The organism is Sphingomonas sp. PP-CC-3A-396 (assembly GCF_004343105.1).
Taxonomy (GTDB): Bacteria; Pseudomonadota; Alphaproteobacteria; order Sphingomonadales; family Sphingomonadaceae; genus Sphingomonas.
On the sequence record NZ_SLYF01000006.1, the window covers coordinates 77198 to 95448 of the forward strand.

An 18251-nucleotide genomic window follows, 5' to 3' on the forward strand; every position below is an offset into this window, starting at 1 on the left:
CGTGTGAGTTCGCGGAACGGTGGACCATGGAACAGGTCCGGGGTGGCGGAGTGGTTTTGACCCGACACCAAGCCCCCATCCGTCGCCCCAGCGAAAGCTGGGGTATCCCACGGGACAGATGTCGACCGCCAAATAGGGAGATCCCAGCTTTCGCTGGGATGACGGGGACAGCGCGGTGTGCCTATTTATGCGAATACAACGACTAAACTGAGCTACCGGAGCCTCGAATGACCCGTCCCTATGCAGAAGTGATCGGCGATCCGATCGCGCAGTCGAAATCGCCGCTGATCCATGGCTTCTGGCTAGACGCGCTGGGGATCGATGCGGAGTACCGCCACAAGCTCGTCACCCCGGACGCCCTCCCCGCCTACTTCGCCGAACGCAAAGCCGACCCGGCGTGGCGCGGGTGCAACATCACGATGCCGCACAAGCTCGCCGCGCTCGACCACGTCTCCGACCCCGGCAACGTCCGCGGGACGATCGGCGCGATCAACACCATGTTCCGCAACCAGGCTGGCGCCTGCATCGGCACCAATACCGACGCCGCCGGATTCTGGGCACCGATCGACGACCTCGACATCGCCGGCCAGCCCGTCACGGTGATCGGCGCAGGTGGTGCCGCCCGCGCGATCCTGTTCGCGCTGTCGCGGATGGGTGTTGGCCCGGTGACGATCCTCAACCGCAATCCGCTGAAGGGTGCGGCGTTGCTGTCGGCGTTCGGGCTCAAGGGGCAGGCACTGCCGATCGGTCCTGCCGCCCCGCCCTCGCGGTTGCTGGTGAATGCCAGCGTGCTCGGCATGGCGGGTCAGCCGCCGCTCGACATCGATCTCGGCGCACTCGATCCGGACTCGCTGGTCTACGACATCGTCTACTCCCCGCTCGAAACAGGTCTGCTCAAGGCGGCGCGTGCGCGCGATCTGGAAACGGTCGACGGGTTGGAGATGCTGATCGGCCAAGCGGCGGTCGCGTTCGAGATATTGTTCCACGTGGAACCACCGCGGGATCGAGACGAGGATCTTCGGGCTCTGTTGATCAAATGATCATCGGACTGACCGGCTCGATCGGCATGGGCAAGTCCGCCGTCGCCGCGATGTTCGCGGACGAAGGCGTGCCCGTGTTCGACGCGGATGCAACCGTGCACCGGTTGCAGGGCGTCGGTGGCCGGCTGGTCCCCGCAATCGAGGCCGCCTTCCCCGGCTCGACCGTGAACGGCGCGATCAATCGCGCGAAACTCGGCGCAGCGGTGTTCGGCGACGACGCCGCGATCAAGCAACTTGAGGCGATCGTCCACCCCGCCGTCGGCGAGGAGCGCGGCGCTTTCCTGGCTAAGCACGCGGGCAAACACGTCGTCTTCGACGTCCCTCTCCTCTTCGAGACCGGCGGCGACCGCAACGTCGACCTGATCGTCGTCGTCTCCGCTGCCCCAGACGTCCAGCGCGCCCGCGTTCTCGCCCGTCCCGGCATGACTGCGGAGAAGTTCGCCGCGATCCTCGCGCGCCAGACCCCCGACGCCGAGAAACGCGCTCGCGCGGATCATGTCATCCACACCGATACGAGCTTCGACGCAACACGCGCGCAAGTCCGGGCGGTGCTTGCATCCTTGGAAATCTGAGCCGATACCACCTGGATGCGTGAGATCGTCTTCGATACCGAAACCACCGGGCTCAGTTTTTCCGGCGGCGACCGCATGGTCGAAATCGGCTGCGTCGAGATGCTTAACCGGGTCGAGACCGGCCGCACCTTCCACGCTTATTACCACCCCGAGCGCGACATGCCGGTCGAGGCGTTCAACGTCCACGGGCTGAGCGCGCAGTTCCTCTCCGACAAGCCGAAGTTCGCCGACGCGGTCGAGGACCTGCTCGAATTCGTCGGCGACGCGCCGATGATCGCGCACAATGCCGGCTTCGACTTCTCGTTCCTCAACGGCGAGCTCACCAAGTGCGGCCGCCAGATCATCCACATGAAGCGAATGGTCGACACGCTGCAGATCGCGCGCAGCCGTCACCCCGGCGCCAAGCATTCGCTCGACGCGCTCTGCTCGCGGTTCGGGATCGATCGCAGCCACCGCGTCCTGCACGGCGCGCTGCTCGACGCGCAGTTGCTCGCGCAGGTCTATGTCGAGCTGATGGGCGGTCGCCAGATCGGCCTCGGCCTGCTCGGCGACACCGGCAGCACCGCCGCGACTCCGATCGTCGCACAGGCGCCTCGGGTCGTTCGCCCGCCCCGCGTTTTCGCGGTGAGCGAGGGAGACCTTGCGGCCCATGCTGCGTTTATGAAGGGGATCAAGGATCCGATCTGGGGGGCCGTGGCGTCCGGATGACGCTGGCAGGGTGGAGCCAATAGGACCGCCCGAAGACTGTAACGCCGACAAGGAGACGACAATGGATATCCGGATTTCTGGTCACCAGGTTGACACGGGCGAAGCACTCAACAGCCACGTGGAAGACCGACTCCAGGGTATCGCCGACAAGTATTTCTCACGCGCCATTTCGGCCGAGGTCACGTTCGGCAAGGGACCGCACGATGCCGGCTTCAAATGCGATATCGTCGCGCATGTGATGAAGGGCCTCGTGCTCAAGGGACACGGCGACGCATATGATGCGCGCGCCGCCTTCGATGGTGCAGCGGCCAAGATCGAAACCCAGCTCCGCCGCTACATGCGCCGCCTGAAGGATCGCCATGCCGGCGAGGCCGTCGCGATGGCCGAGAGCAACGGCTATGATAACGCCGGCTACACGCTGTTCCAGGAAAGCGTCGAGGAGGACGATGTCGCGGATGCACCGCTGATCATCGCCGAAACGCGCGTCGACATTCCCGAGGCCAGCGTGTCCGACGCGGTGATGATGCTCGATCTGCGCAACACCGCCGCATTGCTGTTCAAGAATGCGGGTACCGGCGCGCACAACATGGTCTACAAGCGCGGCGACGGCACAATCGGTTGGGTCGAGCCACAGCGGGCCGCTTCGACCGGCGCGGCCTCCCCTCCCCAGTAAAGAAGGGTCCATAAAGGCGCGGGTCTCTCAGCCACGCCTTTACGCCCCCGCGCAACCCGCTAAGGCGGACGCGCGCGGGGGCGTATCGAGACACATGAAGACCATGACCGATTTCAGCGATATGCTGCGTCCCGACACGGTGCAGACGGGCGTGATCGCCACCAACAAGAAAGCGGTATTCCAACATATCGCAGCCATCGCCGGCGAGATCGTCGATGCGGATGCGAAGATGATCTCTGAACGACTAGGCGCGCGCGAGAAACTCGGCTCGACCGGGTTCGGTGGTGGCGTAGCGATCCCGCATGCCAAGCTCGACGGGCTGGCGCAGGTTACCGGCGTGTTCGTGCGGTTGGCGCAGGCGGTCGATTTCCAGGCGGTCGACGACCTGCCGGTTGACCTCGTTTTCATGCTGCTGTCCCCCACCGATGCGGGCGCGGTGCATCTGAAGGCGCTCGCGCGTGTTTCGCGGCGGCTGCGCGACAAGGCGTTCCTAGAGAAGCTGCGCGGTGCAGGCTCACCAGACGCGCTCTATGCGCTGTTTACCGCCGACGAGGTCCGCGATGCCGCATGAGTCCTGCCCCGTCATCCTAACGAAAGTCAGAACCCAGAGTAACCGATCGATGCGCTTCGTGGCTCTGGGTCCTGACTTTCGTCAGGATGACAGTAATTTGCTGTTCGCGAGCGACGCAGATGCCTGACACTCCCAACACTGCAGGCGCGGACGCGCATTTCCGCGCGCTGGAATCGCTGTATGCGCAGGCGCCGATCAACCGGTTCTTCGAGTCTTCGCTGGAGATTCCCGAAGCCGGTGTCGCGCGGATCCACTTCACGATCGACGAACGCCATTATCACGCTGGCGGGGCGGCGCATGGGACGAGCTATTTCAAAATGCTCGACGACGCCGCATTCTACGCCTCGAACAGCCTTGTTACCGACCGTTTCCTGCTGACGACCGCGTTCAACCTGCTGCTCACTCGGCCGCTGAAAGTCGGGCCGGTGATCGCCGAGGGACGCTGGATCAGCGGCAAGCGACGTGTGTTCGTTGCCGACGCGCGGCTGATCGATGCGGACGGCGAAGAGGCGGCGCGGGGTACCGGCACGTTCATGCGCTCGCGGATCCCTCTCGCCGGGCTGCCTGGATACCGGGCGCCGGCATGAGCGGCAGGCTGCCCAGCGGTGTGCTCGTCAGCGCCCTCCTTCGCCGCGTCAACGACGCTGGCGGGTTCGGCGCGGTGATGGCGAAAGGCGACGCACAGGGCGGCGCGATCCTCGTCATCGCAGTCGACAAGGGCGCTCCTCCCCGCCTGCTGGAACGCGGAATTGGCCCGGATGGACGGACCGCCTTGATCGATTCGACCCCGCCCGAAGACCTCGACGGCTATTGGCGGCGCAGGCGTGCTCGCGACCCCGATTTGTGGGTTGTGGAGGTGGACATCGCAGCGGCGGAACGGTTCGCCGCTGAAACGATCCTCGACGATTGACTCGAAAGCCCCCCCAATAGAGGGGAATTGCAACATTGATTGGCGTTGTGCTGGGACGGGTGCGATCCGGATCGGTTACGCAGTCGGGGGGATGCCTGGACGATCGGCTCGTACGATTGCTTCCACGGTCCAACCGCACCTGAATAAGTTTGAATGACGATTTTGCAGCGGGCCGCGACCATCGCAGCCATGACATTCTCTCTCGCCGGCCTGCTCGGCAACAGCGCACCCGGTCAGGCGACTGGTCTCGATCGTTCCACGGTCAATCTTACGGCTCTCGCAAACCTAAACGCCCTCTCCCCGCAGAATGTTCCGCAGATCGCTCCCGCCGCAGCCACCGTTGCAGCAGTCGAGCCAGTCGCACCTGCCGAGGAAGAAGAATTCGACACGCTCGCCCAGGCCGTTGCCGCGCAGGATAGCGCCGCCGCCGACGAAGCGCTCCAGTGCCTTGCCGGCGCAATCTATTTCGAATCGAAGGGCGAGCCGCTGACTGGCCAGCTCGCGGTCGCCGAAGTCATCATCAACCGCGCCAAGTCGGGTCGTTTCCCGACCAACGTTTGCGGCGTCGTCAAGCAGCGCGGCCAGTTCAGCTTCGTTCGCGGCGGCCAGATCCCCAATATCAACGCCGGCGCCGCCTATCGCACTGCGATCGCGGTTGCCAAGGTCGCGCTCGCCAGCGCGTGGAACAGCCCGGCCGACAAGGCACTGTACTTCAACACGCCCGATCGCCGCCCATCGGTTCGCGCGATCAAGGTCGCCTCGATCGGCAACCACGTCTTCTATCGCTGAGACCATCCGTCTCAAGCAACCTCCTACCCCTTGCCCTTCCCCCCGTTCGCCCTGAGCGAAGTCGAAGGGTGCGCCCCGAACGCAGGTGCTTCGACTTCGCTCAGCACGAACGGGATATGGAAGTCGATTTGGCTAGACGTTTTCCCTGAGATCCGGATCACAATCCGTGAATGAGCTTGCCTCGTTCGCGGATTGTTCTATTTCCGGGGCATGCTCGATATGCCGCCGGACTCCTGCATCGACGAACCGGGATCGCCGCTTTGCGCTGCCGACGTGGCGCGCGGCGTGATCCGCATGTTGCTGCGTCACGACCTGACCGCGATGACCGAAGTCCCGCTCGATGGCGGGCGTCGTGCCGACCTGATGGCGGTCGATGCACGCGGGCAGATCGTCATCGTCGAGATCAAGGTGTCGCGCGCCGACCTGCTCGGCGACGGCAAGTGGCCCGATTATCTTGGGCATTGCGACCGGTATTTCTGGGCTGTCCCGGCAGGGTTCGACGTGGGACCGCTGGATGGTCCTGCGTTCCTGCCCGAGCGCACCGGGATCATCGTCGCGGACCGCTACGACGCGGCGATCGTCCGCGAGGCGCATACCACCCCCCTCCCCGCGCATATTCGTAAGCGCGGGACGCTGGCGTTTGCCCGGCGTGCGGCGCGACGATTGATCGCGCAAATGGACCCGGACGCGGACGGGTTGGCGTTCTAGGCCCATAATCCTCCCCTATGAGGGGGCAGCTCGCAGGGCTGACGGAGGGGTAACGCACCATCGAGAGCGTGACACCCCTCCGTCTGACAAGAGCCAGCCACCTCCCCTGCCAGGGGAGGATCGACGATTAGAACTTCGGACCGGAAACCGCCTTCTTTACCTTCTTCGGCGCGTCGACCAGCAGCTTCGACACTATTGGATTACGCCCGTCTTGCTTGGCGTAATCGCGCGCCGACATGCCGGCCATGATATCCGCCTGATCGGGATCCGCTCCCTCGGTCAGCAACGTCCGGATCATGCCGACGTCGCGGCGCTGCACCGCGCGGATCAGCGGCGTTTCGCCCGCCGAGTTCGCCAGGTTCGGGTTCGCCCCTGCCGCAGTCAGGATTGGGATCATGCCCGTCTGCCCAAGCGTCACCGCGAGCAACAGCGGCGTATTGCCCTTGCCGTCGCGCAAATTCGCATCCGCGCCCTTTTGCAGCAGGAAGCGCAGATACACCTCGTCGCCGCGCTTGATGACGATGTGGAGCGCACCCTCCCCGCTCGTCACGTCGCGCGTGTTGATGATGTTGCTACCGGGCTTGCCGAGCATCTCGAGTACGTCGTTGTTCTTCGCATCGCGCACCGCGGACAGGAACTTGTACCCCTCCGACTGACCCTGCGCGGACGCGGGCGCCGCAACGCAGGCCAGCACAGGCGTCAGGAGGGTGGTGGCGAGGATCAGGCCAATACGCATCGAGAAACTTCCTTGGTTCGTCCTGGATATGGGGCAACGCTTGCGCCGCAGTAGCGAACAGATCAAGGCTGGAGGCATCATGAACACCCGTTTCATCCTCTCCGCGCTCGCCCTGCCGATCTTGGCGCTATCTGCGTGCAACGCGTCCGCTCCCCCTGCCAAACCGCCGCTCGAAGGCGCGCGGATCGGTGGCGCTTTCACGCTGACGGACCAGAACGGGCAGACCGTCACCGAGCGTAGCTTTGCCGGCAAATACCGGATCATGTATTTCGGCTACACCTTCTGCCCCGATGTGTGTCCGACGGATGTCCAGGCGATCGGCGCTGCGGTGAAAAAGCTTGAAACCAGCGACCCCGCGCTCGCCGCGAAGATCGTGCCGGTGTTCGTGACGGTCGATCCGGCGCGCGATACGCCTGCGGTGCTCAAGCAGTTCGTCTCGGCGTTCCACCCACGGATGGTCGGTTTGACCGGTACGGACGACCAGATCGCGAAGATCAAGACCGAATATGCGGTGTATTCGAGCAAGGGCGACGCCTCGCCGGGCGGCGGCTATCTCGTAAACCACTCGCGCCAGGCCTATTTGATGAGCCCGGACGGCAAGCCCCTCGCTTTGCTGCCGCAGGAACAAGGGCCCGACGCAGTGGTGACGGAAATCAAGCGCTGGGCCCGATGAGCGTGCGCTTTTGGGAAGATACGCCGATCGACCAGCTCGATCGCGGTCAGTGGGAAGCCCTATGCGATGGCTGCGGCAAATGCTGCATCCACAAGCTTGAGGACGAGGATACCGGCGAGCTCGTCGCGACCAACGTCTCGTGCCGCCTGCTCGACCGCCGCAGCGGGCAATGCTCGGATTACCGCCACCGTCACGCCTATGTCCCCGAATGCGTGCGCCTGACGACCGGCAACGTCCGCGGGATCGACTGGCTACCCTCGACCTGCGCGTACCGCTTGCGCGCGGCCGGCGAGCAATTGCCCGAATGGCACTACCTCGTCTGCGGCGACCGCGAGGCGGTCCACCGCGCCAAGCAATCGGTGCGCGGCTGGACGATCAGCGAGGACGAGGCCGGTGAGCTCGAATATCACGTGATCGATCGCGAGCTTTAAGACGGTGATCGAAGGCCTGGAGATCGTCCGCCACCCGCGAGCCCGCCGCGCGCGACTGTCGATCGATCCCGCGAGCGGCCGGGCAAGGCTCGTCCTGCCCAAACGCGCGGCGCTGAAGCAGGCACTGGCCTGGGCGGAGGACAAGGCGGGCTGGATCGCCGAACAGCGCGCCCTGCTCCCCTCACCCCGTCCGTTCGTGCCCGGTGCGGTCCTCGCCGTCGCCAACGAACCGCTGACGATCGAATGGACTCCGGGAAGCCGCCGCACCGTCGTTCGCGAAGGCTCGGTGCTGTCGCTGTCAGGCCCGCCTGAAACAATCCCGCGGCGCGTCGAAGCCTGGCTGAAACGCACCGCGCTCGCCGTGCTGGAAACCGAAACCGCCGAATATGCCGCCAAGGCGAAGGTCAGCGTCGCGCAGGTCGCGGTTGGCGATGCCAAGGGCCGCTGGGGTAGCTGCGCATCGAGCGGCGTCATCCGCTACAGCTGGCGCCTAATCCTTGCGCCAAGCTGGGTCCGCCGGGCCACCGTCGCGCACGAAGTCGCGCACCGTGTCCACATGAACCACGCCCCGGTCTTCCACGCGCTGGTCGAGCAGCTCTACGGCGAAGACCCGACGCCCGCGCGCGTCTGGCTACGCACGCACGGCGCGGAGCTTCACTGGTTTGGACGGTCTTCCTGAGGGCGCTCGCTCTGGAAACGCTGCGTCTGGACCTGATCGCGTGGCCCGTCTCGGGGCATTTCGCGCTGGAGCGGCTGGCGCCCTGCCGGTGACGAGGGTTCGCGCCGCTCTCGCCCAGTGACGCGATCGATCCAGTCCTGGTTCAACTGCTGCGGCGGTGCCGCCGGCGTTTCTTGCTGGTCCGCATCGGGGCGCGGGATCGTGTCGCCAGTCTGCGCATCGGTCGGGACGGGCGCCGCGTCCTGCTCGATCGGATTGCCGTCTGCGTCGACTGCCATCTGGCCGTTGTCGGGCTGGCCGAAATAGCTCTGCTCGTCGGGTTCGAGCTGCCATTCGGGCAACGTCACCTGCGTATCGAACTGTTCGATCGGACGGCTTGCGGTCGCAGGCTTCATGAAAGCCGCCCACGCCTTGGCGGGTGCGGTGCCGCCGTGCAGGCCCGCGATCGGCTTGGCATCGTCACGACCCATCCACACGCCCGTCGTGATGCCGCTCGAGAAGCCCAGGAACCAGCCATCCTTCGACGCAGTGGTGGTGCCAGTCTTGCCCGCGACCGGACGACCGATCTGCGCCGCGCGGCCGGTGCCGGTGTTGACCGCGGTCTGCAACAGGTCGGTCATCTCGGCGGCGACGTAGGGCGCGACCAGCACATGGCTGCGGTCGACCTCGTGCGTGTAGATCGTCTGACCGTTCGCGGTGACGCGCGTGATCCCGTACGGAGTCACCGCGACGCCCTTGTTCGCGACGCTCGCGAAGGCGCGCGTCATGTCGATCACGCGGACTTCGGAGGTGCCGAGCACCATCGACGGATGCACGTTGACCGGCGTGGTGATCCCGAACCGCCGCGCCATGTCGGCGACCGTGTTGAAGCCGACCTCCTGGCCGAGTTTCGCGGCGACGGTGTTGAGCGAATAGGCGAATGCGGTGCGCAAGCTGACCGCGCCGGAGTTGCGGCGGGAATCGTTGCGCGGGCTCCAGCCCTGGATCGTGACGGGTTCGTCGACGATCGAGTCTTCGGGCTTGTGGCCTGCCTCGAGTGCGGCGAGATACACAAACAGCTTGAACGACGAGCCCGGCTGGCGGACTGCCTGCGTCGCGCGGTTATAGATCGACGAGACGTAATCCTTGCCGCCGACCATCGCGCGTACTTCGCCGCCACGGTCGAGTGCCACCAGCGCGCCTTGCGCTCCGGGTGGTGCATTCGCCCGGATCGCGTCATCGGCCTGGCGCTGCATCGTCAGGTCGAGCGTCGTCCACACCTCGAGCGGCTCTGTCGTCTCGTCGATCAGCGTGTCGAGCTGTGGCAGCGCCCAGTCGGTAAAGTAGCGGACGCTGTTCTGCTTGGGCTCCGGTGCCAGCTTAAGCCCGCTGACATCGGCATCGGCGGCCTGCTCGGCGGTGATCGCGCCCGTCTCGCGCATCGTCTCCAGCACCACGCCCGCGCGGCCCACCGCGGCTTCGGCATCGGCGGTCGGCGAGTAATTCGATGGCGCCTTCACGAGTCCGGCGATCACCGCGGCCTCGGCAAGGCTCAGATGATCCGCACCGTGGCCGAAGAACTTCCGCGATGCCGCGTCGATCCCGTAGGCACCACCGCCATAATAGACCTTGTTCAGATACAGTTCGAGGATCTGGTCCTTGCTAAACTTCCATTCGAGCGCGAATGCCAGGATCGCCTCGCGGAATTTTCGTCCGAATTTCTTCTGATTATTGAGGAAAACGGTGCGCGCAAGCTGCTGCGTGATCGTCGACCCGCCTTGCGTCCAGTGGCCGCGATCGTACCGCACCTTCACCGACCGCGCGACGCCGACCGGATCGATGCCGATATGCGAGCGAAAGCGGCGATCCTCGACCGACACGGTCGCGTCGCGCATCACCTGCGGAATCTGCGAATAGGGGAGCCATTCGCCGAAACTCGGCCCCATCGAGACGATCACGGTGCCGTCGGCGGCATGGACGCGGATCATCTGGCCGTTGGGCGACGATTTCAGGCTGTCGAAGCTCGGCAGCTGCGACATCGCGACATACACCGCGATCGCCAGCGCGCCGAGCGCGAGCAGGCCTACCCCTATGCAAACCTGAAGAAAGACGACCAACCGCCGACGCCAGCGTGACGCCGGGGGAGACGGGGGCCGACGGGACGGTGAAGCAGAACGCGTACTGGCCATGTGGCCGCAGAATTACGCGTTCCGTTGCTGCCCTACAAGCGCGATCAGGCCGCAGCGTTCGCTTTGCGCGGTCGGAATTCGAGCGACAGCGAATTCATGCAATAGCGCTGGCCGGTCGGTGGCGGGCCATCGGGGAAAACATGCCCCATATGGCTGTCGCAACGTGCACACCGCGTTTCGATGCGCGTCATGCCGTGGCTGCGATCGGCGTGATCGGTGACGGCGTCGGGGCCGATCGGCTGCGTAAAGCTCGGCCAGCCCGAACCGGAATCATATTTGTCTGCACTGTCGAACAGCTCGTTGCTGCACGCCGCGCACCGGTAGATGCCGTCGGCCTTGTTGTCGTTGAGCGCCCCTGCGAACGCACGCTCGGTGCCCGCCTCGCGCAGCACGTGATATTGTTCTGGCGTGAGCCGCTTGCGCCACTCGGCCTCGGAAAGATTTATCTGGTCCATGACTATGCATCTCGTGCTGGCGGGACGGATTTCAAGACTGGCTCATTCTGGTTGCGTTGGCGATGACCTGGATCAGTAAGGGGCGCAGCAACGGTAGCAGCCACGTCGCGCGTTCGCTCTCGGCGATATGGCGGACGATGCTGGCGATACCGATAGGGCGAGCCAAGCGGCGGGCGAAGTCGGCCTGCCAGATGACCCCTGCTTCGGAGCCGCCTTTTGCGTAGGCGGCGGATGCCGCGATTCCGCTGGCGAGCGCGATCCCCATCCCTTCGCCGGCGAGCGAGGGGATGACGCCGGCCTGATCACCGAGCCGGAACACCGCGTCGACGCCGGTACGTTGGCGCCAGCCATAGGGGACATTGGCGATCGCATCGATCGAGGCATTGGGGGGGATCAGCGCGACCCATTCACCAAGTGCGGGCATCTCGCGGCCGAGAGCTTCGAGCAGTTGTGTGGGGGATCCGGCGGCCTGAAGCCGCGAGCGGTGTACCGCCATACACAGGTTCGCGGTGCCGTCCTCCTGCATTGCCAGTCCCGCATAGCCGCGGTCGAACAGATGCAACTCGATGCTGCCCGCGAGCGATTGGGCCAGAGCCGGTGAGGGGGTGACGCGTACCCGTATTCCCAGGGTCGGATCGTCGCCGCGCGCCTCCTCGGGGCGGGCCATGCCGCGAACGTCGTGTTTGCCGCTCGCGAGGAACAGCGCGTCGGTCGCGATCGTCGCACCATCGGCGAGGCGCACGGTCGTGCCATCGATCTCGCGGACGGTGACACCGCGCTCGATCGGCGTTCCAAGCCGCTTGGCTTCGGCCAGTAGGACGGTATCGAGGCGGTGGCGTGATACCGAGACTGCCGGGTGGGGCAGGGCAGCTTCCGCACGGCGGCTGCCTGCAAAGATGCGTGCGCGCGTCACGCGTTGCGGATTGAGCGTATCGGTATCGATCCCGAGCCCGACCAGCGTCTCGAGCGTCCGCCAGCTCAGGAACCCGCCGCAGATCGCATCGCCGGTCTCACGCAATCGCTCGATAAGCAGGTGCGGTCGCCCAGCGCGCGCGAGGCCAATCGCAGTCGCGGCCCCGGCGAGCCCGCCGCCGACTATCAGCGCAGGCGTTCGACGCATAACCGGAACGGAAAGATGCGGCGGACCTTCGCCTGGGTGACGCCGGCTTCCGCGAGCAACGGTGGCCATTCGTCGGGACGATAGCTGCGCGCGATCGACAGCGTGCCGTCATGCCGGACGATCGGGTGCCAGCGCGCGAGTGTGGCCAGGATCGGGAACCCCCAGTGTGCGCCCCCATGACGGTGGAGGTCGTTGACGAACCACCCCGCGGTCGCGTGGCGCTCCATGAACCGTAAAAACGCGACGAGCTGGTCGTGCGTCATGTGATGCGCGACGAGACTGCTGACAATCACGTCCCAAGGTTCGTCGGCGAGATCGGCATAGTCGCCTGTGACGTAGCGGATATCGCCGCCATGCACGCGCGCCGCCTGCTCGCTGCGCGGGTTGAGATCAACGCCGACAAGATCAGCCTCGATGCCTTTCGCCTTTGCCCAGCGCGCGATCCGCCGCAGCATATCGCCGTCACCGAAACCCACATCGAGCAAACGGAATCGTGTCCGCCCTTTGATCGCCCGATCGAGGAAATCGAGCGTCGGTCGGCGCGCCATCGTCACGGTGTTCACGGTCGCTAGATCGCCGACCACATCGGCATATGTCGCTGCGTCGAGATCGTCGGCGTCCATCAGCTCTTCGGCCTGGCTGCGCACGGCTAGGCTGGATGATGCGAGGCTCATACCGCGCTCCGGAATCCGAAGCCCTCCGCCGCCAGGCCCGGCCCGAACGCCAGCGCGACGCCGCGCCCGATCGGCGGCCTGGCCAGGAGGCGTTCGAACACGAACATCAACGTCGCCGACGACATATTGCCATTGTCCGCCAACACCTGACGCGACGCCGCCAGCGCCTCAGGGTTCAGATGCATCGCATGCTCGACCGCGTCTAGGATCGATCGCCCGCCGGCATGGACCGCCCAGCCGTCGATCGTCTCGGGCGGCTGGCCGTCGCTGACGATCGTGCGGAATGCGGCATCCGCGAGCGCGGTCGCGATCCGCGCGGGCACCTCGCCCGACAGATGCATTGCGAACCCCGCATCGGTGACGTCCCAGCGGATCAGCGTTTCGGTATCTGGCAGCGCGGCGGCGAACGGCGTGCCGAGTTCGATCCCGGTCGCGTCCGCAGTGACCAGCGCGGCCGCGGCGCCGTCGCCGAACTGGAGCATCGCCAGCAACGGCTCGATGTCGTTGGCAGGCTGGAGATGCAGCGTCGAGAGTTCGACCGTCACGACGAGCACGCGCGCCTTGGGCTCGGAGCGGACGATGTGACGCGCGTTACGCAGCGCAACGACCGCCGCGTAGCATCCCATGAAGCCGATCAGCAGCCGTTCGACGCTGGGCGATAGCCCAAGCCGGCGCGCGATGATCTGGTCGATGCCGGGCGCGACGAAGCCGGTGCAGCTCGCCACCACCAGATGCGTAATGCCCTCGACGGCGATCTGCTTGCGCAACGACTCGATCGCGCGGATCGCCAGAGCGGGCGCATGCTCGGCGTACAGCGTCATTCTTGCAGCCGTCCCGGGATGCGGTTCGGTTGCGTAAAACCCAGCATCGTCGACTGGCGAGCCGCCATCCGCGGTCGGCGGCAAGACCGACCAGCGATGCGCGATACCCGACCGTGAGGCCATCCGGTCGAACACCTTGGTCGATCGCGCACCGGTCCGCTCGCGCGCCCAGGCGATGAACGCTGCGTGGATGTCATGATCGGGAACAGCGGTCCCGACAGCGTTTAAATACGCAGGCAGTTGCTGAGAGGTGTCGGTTGGTGGAGCGGGCATGGAAACGGGTACGACGTCCTTTCATCCACGTGCGAGGACACGTGGGTCGAACACTCAACGCACGGTCGACGAACATAGACGTCGCGGCGGCCGACAATCCGCATGCTTCCCCGAAAACAACTCGCGTCGCAATCCGTCATGTTCATCTGAAAAGTCGTAAACGGCGAATTGCCGCAGCCACCACCGTCACGCCAGATCGCAATGGTCAGTCGCAGCCGACGCTTTCGAGATGGTCGTGTCCGACCCCGTATTTTTCCTCGACCAGCGCCATCGCGAAACCAACATAGGCCGCGATTGCATGGTCCTCAGACGCTTCCAGCGCAGCGCACGCCTCTTGCAGTAGCGCATATATTCGAGTCGCGGCCATCGTTGGATCCCCTTGCAAGCTGATGTCCTCAAACACAGGTGGTTTCAGGCGTCCTATCGCGGTGGATCGAAAGTATACCATAGTATTGATGGCGGATAGGTGTGTGAATTGCGCCAAATCAATACAGATAAAACCACAATGGTTAGTTAGTTTCAATCTATTGCACCCACAATGGCGCGCATACCCCGGTCAAATGTGAAAATATCGCTTCAATGTGTAGGGTTATACCGGAAACAGTCCATTTTTGCATGGAAACTGCCGATAATCCTGTCATGTTGACGTGGAGTTTGCGCTGACAATGGTCCCGCGGTGCTACCCGCTGAAAAGGACGGCAAAGGCGGTGCGACCCGTCCGATGTACCGGATCAATGGGTCGATTACCTCGTTGAAGACGGACAAGGGAGTGTTTGGTGAAGAACGAGTCGGTAGTTGATTTGATCAAGGATCTGACCGCCAAGCTTTCGGCGGTCGCTGAAGAATTCAACGGCCGCGTTGCCCATGCTGCGGATCCGGAACCAGTCGGTGCCGAGCCCAGTGAGACGGAACTCGTAGCGCACGCCGAGGCAGTGCTTGCCGATCGACGGCTGCGACGTCGTTTCCTACCCCCCGAGCTATTTCACGAGCCAGCCTGGGATATGTTGCTCGCCCTGTTCGTATCGCGGGATGAACGCCAGCCGATGAACATCAAGGCGCTGGTCAGCATGTCCGATGCGCCGGTTACCACGTCCCAGCGCTGGATCGAACATCTGCACAAGCTGAAGCTCATCGATCGGGTAATCGACCCTACAGATCGGCGACGTGTCGAAATTTCGCTGAGCCATAGTGGCGACCAGGCGATGCGCGGTTATCTTCGCGCGCTGCGTCGCCGCTGATCCGGGTATTTTAGATAGACCTATTTCGACTTTATACCGGAATAGAGACAAAAACGTAGCAGAACGGGTCGATTGATCCTGACTGATTTATCATAACCGATTTAGTCGCAAATATGTCAAGTTTGCTCATAAAACATACCGTTACGATTTCGTAGCATTTGATTAAGGCCAAGTGCTCGATCTGTTCCCCATCAAAGGGTGGGGAACACATTGCGCGCAGGCGTCATCTTGAAGATACGGGCAAATACAAGTCGGACCCGTGCGAGCGTCGCTGCGCTCTTCGTGATCGTCATGATCGCGACCGGCTTCGCTATGGCCGCCGCCCCGTCCGCCGCACGCGCGGAAAGCCTGGCGGGCACCGTGATCTTCAACACCGCTAATCTTCGGTACGATATGGACGGTGGCACCCGGTCCGTCACCTCGAACACGGTCACGCTGATCGTCGCCGAACGGCTCGACACCCGCCTGGTGCGCGAAGGGCAGGGCGTGATCACGGTTGCGTCGCCGCCCGCACTGCCCACGATCATCCCGTTCGTCCTGACCAATGCCGACAATGGGACCGAATCGTTCGTGCTGGCGACCAGCATCTCGTCCCCAGCGATGACGTTGCGCACGCTGGCGATCGATGCCGATGGCAACGGACGCTATGATCCTGCCATCGACCTCCCACCGGTCGACGCGACGGTACCGGCGCTTGCGCCGGGCCAGTCGATCACGGTGTTCGCGGTCCTGGTCGGGACCGCGGAACAGTCCGTCGCCGATGCCACACTGACCATGACCGCGCGGGCGCTGACCGGGTCGGGTGTGCCAGGAAGTGGCTATGCCGGTCGCGGCGACGGTGGCGGCGACGCGGTCGTCGGGCCGACCGGTGCCACTGCCAGCGTGGTCGTCCCACTGGCCAGCGCACGTGCCGGTCCTGCGTTGATCAAGAGCCAGTCGGTGCGCGCCGCCGATGGATCGCAGAACGCGGTTCGCGATTCGGTCATCACCTATACGCTCGAGGCGCGCTTCACCGATGCCGTCACCGGCGCGCGGATCGCCGATCCAATCCCGGCGGGCACGGTTTTCGTCCCCGGCAGCCTGACGCTCGATGGCGCGCTGCTGAGCGACGCCGCGGACGGCGACGCAGGCCGCTTCGATGCGACCGGCGGCGCACCGGCTGATGGCGCGCAAGGTCCGGGCATCGCCGTCGCGCTCGGGCAGGTCGCCGCGGCGTCCGTCCACACCGTCCAGTTCAAAGCCAAGATTCAATGAGGAGCATAGTCATGATCACGCGTCCGATGATTGCCGCCGTCCTGGCGGCCACCGCTGCCGCCGCCTCCGCGGCCGCAGGGCCGTTGCAGGTCACCAGCAGTATCCTGGTCGAAAGCCGCGCCGCAGCCGCCGACGGCACCACGCGGATCGCGCTGGTGAAACCGTCGAAGGTGACGCCGGGCGACAAGGTCATCTTCGTACTCGCCTATCGCAACACCGGTACGCAGCCACTGAGCAACGTGGTGCTCGACAATCCGTTGCCGCGGCAGATCGCCTATCGCTCGGCCAATCCCGGCTCGCCGGCACCCGACGTGTCGGTCGACGGCAAGACTTTCGGTTCGCTCGCCACGCTGCGCGTCCGCAGCCTCGACGGCAGCACGCGCCCGGCGAGCCCCAACGATGTCACCAGCGTCCGGTGGCGCCTCGCAAGCCCGTTAGCGGCCGGTTCGCAAGGTCAGTTCGCGTTCCAGGCCGTCCTGAAATGAGTGCGCCTCCGTCGACCCAGCTCTCGCAATCTACACAGAAGGAATAATTCGGAATGTACGCAAAAGGGGTAATTCGCACGCTGATGGCCGGAACGGCTGCGGTCGTGTCGCTTGGTATCGCGACCAATACAGCCAGTGCGCAGGCACCGGGGCCCGCCGGCACTGCCGCCGGCACGTCGGTCACCAACACTGCGCAGGCCAGCTACTCGGTCAACGGCGTCCAGCAGTCGGCGACGTCGAACACGACGAGCTTCGTGGTCGATCGCAAGGTCAACCTGACCGTGATCGCGAACCAGCCGAACAACACACAGGTGGCGATCGGCCAGACCGCGGCGGTTACGACGTTCAAGGTCACCAACAACACCAACGGCACGCAGGATTTCCTGTTGTCGTCGAGCCAGACGCCGATCACGAACCTGTTCACCGGCGACAATTTCGACGTGACCAATATCCACATCTACGTCGATTCGAACGGCAACGGCACCTATGACGCCGGGACCGATACCGTGACCTACATCAACGAGCTCGGTGCCGATCAGTCGGCGGTCGTCTTCATCGTCGCCGACATTCCCAACAACCAGGCTAACGCGCTTGCCGGCATCACGCTGATCGCACAGGTCGCGGCGGGTGGTGATACAGCCGCTCAGGGCTTGCCGCTGGCGGCCAGCGTCGCCCCGAACGACGATGCTGTCGTCGATGTGGTCTTTGCCGACAACGACTCCGATGGCCTTGGCGGCGACGTTGCGCTGAACGGGCAGGGCCGCGCGTCGCTCGGCTACGAAATCACCACGCGCAATGTCGCTTTGAGCGTCGCCAAGTCGCAACTGGTGCTGAACGATCCGGTCAACCTTGCCCTTTCGCCAAAAGCTATCCCGGGCGCGGTCGTGCAATATTGCCTGATCGTCAACAACGGCACGGTCGGCACGCCGGCGTCCAACGTCGTGCTGACCGACGTCATCCCGGCCAACACCACCTATGTCACGAACTCGCTCTCGATCGGTGCGATCGCGCTCGGGAATACGTGCCTGCTGACGGGGATCGTCGGCGGCGTCCCGTTGGCGGACGACGGATCGGTGACCGTGCCGGTGCTCAACTATACCGGCTCGTTCAACACGAACACGAAGACGGTGAATGCGACGATCCCGGTTCTGCTCGGCGGGACATCGGTCGCAGCGACGTTCCGCGTGACGATCAACTAAGCCCACACCCTCGCACCCGAAAGGACCGACCGATCCCGGCACGCGTGAAGGACGCGTGCCGGGAGCGGACCCTT

General features: G+C 64.6%; 23 protein-coding genes. 16 read left to right on the forward strand and 7 right to left on the reverse strand.

Annotated elements, in window-relative coordinates; all coding sequences use genetic code 11:
- Positions 1-227: 227 nt before the first annotated feature.
- From C8J40_RS12785 to C8J40_RS12825, 9 genes are all read left to right on the forward strand, one after another.
- A complete protein-coding gene (locus C8J40_RS12785) occupies positions 228-1040 on the forward strand; it encodes a shikimate dehydrogenase (RefSeq protein WP_132897345.1) in 813 nt (270 codons plus the stop codon).
- Complete coding sequence (gene coaE / locus C8J40_RS12790; protein WP_132897346.1) at positions 1037-1612, forward strand: dephospho-CoA kinase; 576 nt, start codon at positions 1037-1039, stop codon at positions 1610-1612. Before C8J40_RS12785 ends, coaE begins: the two co-directional genes overlap by 4 nt.
- A 15-nt stretch (positions 1613-1627) precedes the next feature.
- The gene (gene dnaQ, locus C8J40_RS12795) at positions 1628-2320 is read left to right on the forward strand and encodes a DNA polymerase III subunit epsilon (protein WP_121904901.1); all 693 of its coding nucleotides are present in this window, start codon (positions 1628-1630) and stop codon (positions 2318-2320) included.
- A gap of 61 nt (positions 2321-2381) precedes the next feature.
- Entirely contained in the window at positions 2382-2993 is a 612-nt protein-coding gene (gene raiA, locus C8J40_RS12800; RefSeq protein WP_132734945.1) for a ribosome-associated translation inhibitor RaiA, read from the forward strand.
- A gap of 103 nt (positions 2994-3096) precedes the next feature.
- Positions 3097-3564, forward strand: coding sequence for a PTS sugar transporter subunit IIA (locus tag C8J40_RS12805; protein ID WP_132897544.1), 468 nt, complete (start codon positions 3097-3099; stop codon positions 3562-3564).
- A gap of 119 nt (positions 3565-3683) precedes the next feature.
- Positions 3684-4151: a PaaI family thioesterase gene (locus C8J40_RS12810; RefSeq protein WP_132897347.1), complete on the forward strand. Its 468-nt coding sequence runs from the start codon at positions 3684-3686 to the stop codon at positions 4149-4151.
- Complete coding sequence (locus tag C8J40_RS12815) at positions 4148-4474, forward strand: DUF1491 family protein (RefSeq protein WP_132897348.1); 327 nt, start codon at positions 4148-4150, stop codon at positions 4472-4474. Before C8J40_RS12810 ends, C8J40_RS12815 begins: the two co-directional genes overlap by 4 nt.
- 153 nt (positions 4475-4627) lie before the next feature.
- Positions 4628-5263, forward strand: coding sequence for a cell wall hydrolase (locus C8J40_RS12820; protein ID WP_132897349.1), 636 nt, complete (start codon positions 4628-4630; stop codon positions 5261-5263).
- A 210-nt stretch (positions 5264-5473) separates the two neighbouring features.
- Positions 5474-5971 (forward strand): MmcB family DNA repair protein, encoded by a 498-nt coding sequence (locus C8J40_RS12825; protein WP_132897350.1) that lies wholly within the window; start codon positions 5474-5476, stop codon positions 5969-5971.
- A gap of 127 nt (positions 5972-6098) precedes the next feature.
- Here the strand turns inward: C8J40_RS12825 and C8J40_RS12830 are convergent, their stop codons facing one another.
- Entirely contained in the window at positions 6099-6707 is a 609-nt protein-coding gene (locus C8J40_RS12830; protein ID WP_132897351.1) for an ankyrin repeat domain-containing protein, read from the reverse strand.
- A 79-nt stretch (positions 6708-6786) separates the two neighbouring features.
- On the opposite strand from C8J40_RS12830, the gene C8J40_RS12835 reads away from it, so the two are divergent.
- Genes C8J40_RS12835 through C8J40_RS12845 form a run of 3 tightly spaced genes read left to right on the forward strand, consistent with a single transcriptional unit; the run spans position 6787 to position 8490 of the window.
- Positions 6787-7380 (forward strand): SCO family protein, encoded by a 594-nt coding sequence (locus C8J40_RS12835; protein ID WP_132897352.1) that lies wholly within the window; start codon positions 6787-6789, stop codon positions 7378-7380.
- Positions 7377-7811 carry a YcgN family cysteine cluster protein gene (locus tag C8J40_RS12840; protein ID WP_132897353.1) on the forward strand — a complete coding sequence of 145 codons (435 nt, stop codon included), beginning with the start codon at positions 7377-7379 and terminating at the stop codon, positions 7809-7811. Before C8J40_RS12835 ends, C8J40_RS12840 begins: the two co-directional genes overlap by 4 nt.
- Positions 7812-7815: 4 nt before the next feature.
- Positions 7816-8490 carry a SprT family zinc-dependent metalloprotease gene (locus tag C8J40_RS12845; protein ID WP_132897354.1) on the forward strand — a complete coding sequence of 225 codons (675 nt, stop codon included), beginning with the start codon at positions 7816-7818 and terminating at the stop codon, positions 8488-8490.
- On the opposite strand, the gene C8J40_RS12850 is transcribed toward C8J40_RS12845, so the two are convergent.
- From C8J40_RS12850 to C8J40_RS20355, 6 genes are all read right to left on the reverse strand, one after another.
- Positions 8466-10508 carry a PBP1A family penicillin-binding protein gene (locus tag C8J40_RS12850; RefSeq protein ID WP_243693392.1) on the reverse strand — a complete coding sequence of 681 codons (2043 nt, stop codon included), beginning with the start codon at positions 10506-10508 and terminating at the stop codon, positions 8466-8468. The two genes, C8J40_RS12845 and C8J40_RS12850, sit on opposite strands and share 25 nt — an antisense overlap.
- 194 nt (positions 10509-10702) lie before the next feature.
- Positions 10703-11113, reverse strand: a complete 411-nt coding sequence (gene msrB, locus C8J40_RS12855) for a peptide-methionine (R)-S-oxide reductase MsrB (protein WP_132897356.1) — start codon at positions 11111-11113, stop codon at positions 10703-10705.
- A gap of 31 nt (positions 11114-11144) precedes the next feature.
- The gene (locus C8J40_RS12860; RefSeq protein ID WP_132897357.1) at positions 11145-12233 is read right to left on the reverse strand and encodes an FAD-dependent monooxygenase; all 1089 of its coding nucleotides are present in this window, start codon (positions 12231-12233) and stop codon (positions 11145-11147) included.
- Complete coding sequence (locus tag C8J40_RS12865; protein ID WP_207901223.1) at positions 12212-12907, reverse strand: methyltransferase domain-containing protein; 696 nt, start codon at positions 12905-12907, stop codon at positions 12212-12214. Before C8J40_RS12865 ends, C8J40_RS12860 begins: the two co-directional genes overlap by 22 nt.
- Positions 12904-14001 (reverse strand): type III polyketide synthase, encoded by a 1098-nt coding sequence (locus tag C8J40_RS12870; RefSeq protein ID WP_132897358.1) that lies wholly within the window; start codon positions 13999-14001, stop codon positions 12904-12906. The genes C8J40_RS12865 and C8J40_RS12870 overlap by 4 nt, the downstream gene beginning before the upstream one ends.
- Before the next feature lie 205 nt (positions 14002-14206).
- Positions 14207-14368, reverse strand: a complete 162-nt coding sequence (locus C8J40_RS20355) for a hypothetical protein (protein ID WP_165911451.1) — start codon at positions 14366-14368, stop codon at positions 14207-14209.
- A gap of 409 nt (positions 14369-14777) precedes the next feature.
- Between C8J40_RS20355 and C8J40_RS12875 the strand changes: the two genes are divergently transcribed.
- The 4 genes from C8J40_RS12875 to C8J40_RS12890 all read left to right on the forward strand — a co-directional run bounded on the left by C8J40_RS12875 (position 14778) and on the right by C8J40_RS12890 (position 18177).
- On the forward strand, positions 14778-15239 hold the full coding sequence (locus C8J40_RS12875; protein ID WP_132734969.1) for a hypothetical protein: 462 nt from the start codon (positions 14778-14780) through the stop codon (positions 15237-15239).
- Positions 15240-15467: 228 nt separating this feature from the next.
- Positions 15468-16493: a hypothetical protein gene (locus C8J40_RS12880; protein ID WP_132897359.1), complete on the forward strand. Its 1026-nt coding sequence runs from the start codon at positions 15468-15470 to the stop codon at positions 16491-16493.
- Positions 16494-16504: 11 nt separating this feature from the next.
- Positions 16505-16978: a DUF11 domain-containing protein gene (locus tag C8J40_RS12885; protein ID WP_132897360.1), complete on the forward strand. Its 474-nt coding sequence runs from the start codon at positions 16505-16507 to the stop codon at positions 16976-16978.
- Positions 16979-17031: 53 nt separating this feature from the next.
- Positions 17032-18177: a DUF11 domain-containing protein gene (locus C8J40_RS12890; protein WP_132897361.1), complete on the forward strand. Its 1146-nt coding sequence runs from the start codon at positions 17032-17034 to the stop codon at positions 18175-18177.
- Positions 18178-18251: the final 74 nt, after the last annotated feature.

Bases quoted from the DNA above. Each gene is read 5' to 3' on its own strand.
- msrB (WP_132897356.1), bottom strand. From the start codon at position 11,113: ATGGACCAGATAAATCTTTCCGAGGCCGAGTGGCGCAAGCGGCTCACG.
- raiA (WP_132734945.1), top strand. From the start codon at position 2,382: ATGGATATCCGGATTTCTGGTCACCAGGTTGACACGGGCGAAGCACTC.
- C8J40_RS12840 (WP_132897353.1), top strand. From the start codon at position 7,377: ATGAGCGTGCGCTTTTGGGAAGATACGCCGATCGACCAGCTCGATCGC.
- C8J40_RS12835 (WP_132897352.1), top strand. From the start codon at position 6,787: ATGAACACCCGTTTCATCCTCTCCGCGCTCGCCCTGCCGATCTTGGCG.
- C8J40_RS12870 (WP_132897358.1), bottom strand. From the start codon at position 14,001: ATGCCCGCTCCACCAACCGACACCTCTCAGCAACTGCCTGCGTATTTA.
- C8J40_RS12785 (WP_132897345.1), top strand. From the start codon at position 228: ATGACCCGTCCCTATGCAGAAGTGATCGGCGATCCGATCGCGCAGTCG.
- C8J40_RS12890 (WP_132897361.1), top strand. From the start codon at position 17,032: ATGTACGCAAAAGGGGTAATTCGCACGCTGATGGCCGGAACGGCTGCG.
- C8J40_RS12820 (WP_132897349.1), top strand. From the start codon at position 4,628: ATGACGATTTTGCAGCGGGCCGCGACCATCGCAGCCATGACATTCTCT.
- dnaQ (WP_121904901.1), top strand. From the start codon at position 1,628: ATGCGTGAGATCGTCTTCGATACCGAAACCACCGGGCTCAGTTTTTCC.
- coaE (WP_132897346.1), top strand. From the start codon at position 1,037: ATGATCATCGGACTGACCGGCTCGATCGGCATGGGCAAGTCCGCCGTC.
- C8J40_RS12810 (WP_132897347.1), top strand. From the start codon at position 3,684: ATGCCTGACACTCCCAACACTGCAGGCGCGGACGCGCATTTCCGCGCG.
- C8J40_RS12825 (WP_132897350.1), top strand. From the start codon at position 5,474: ATGCTCGATATGCCGCCGGACTCCTGCATCGACGAACCGGGATCGCCG.
- C8J40_RS12860 (WP_132897357.1), bottom strand. From the start codon at position 12,233: ATGCGTCGAACGCCTGCGCTGATAGTCGGCGGCGGGCTCGCCGGGGCC.
- C8J40_RS12885 (WP_132897360.1), top strand. From the start codon at position 16,505: ATGATCACGCGTCCGATGATTGCCGCCGTCCTGGCGGCCACCGCTGCC.
- C8J40_RS12865 (WP_207901223.1), bottom strand. From the start codon at position 12,907: ATGAGCCTCGCATCATCCAGCCTAGCCGTGCGCAGCCAGGCCGAAGAG.
- C8J40_RS12805 (WP_132897544.1), top strand. From the start codon at position 3,097: ATGACCGATTTCAGCGATATGCTGCGTCCCGACACGGTGCAGACGGGC.
- C8J40_RS12830 (WP_132897351.1), bottom strand. From the start codon at position 6,707: ATGCGTATTGGCCTGATCCTCGCCACCACCCTCCTGACGCCTGTGCTG.
- C8J40_RS20355 (WP_165911451.1), bottom strand. From the start codon at position 14,368: ATGGCCGCGACTCGAATATATGCGCTACTGCAAGAGGCGTGCGCTGCG.
- C8J40_RS12815 (WP_132897348.1), top strand. From the start codon at position 4,148: ATGAGCGGCAGGCTGCCCAGCGGTGTGCTCGTCAGCGCCCTCCTTCGC.
- C8J40_RS12850 (WP_243693392.1), bottom strand. From the start codon at position 10,508: ATGTCGCAGCTGCCGAGCTTCGACAGCCTGAAATCGTCGCCCAACGGC.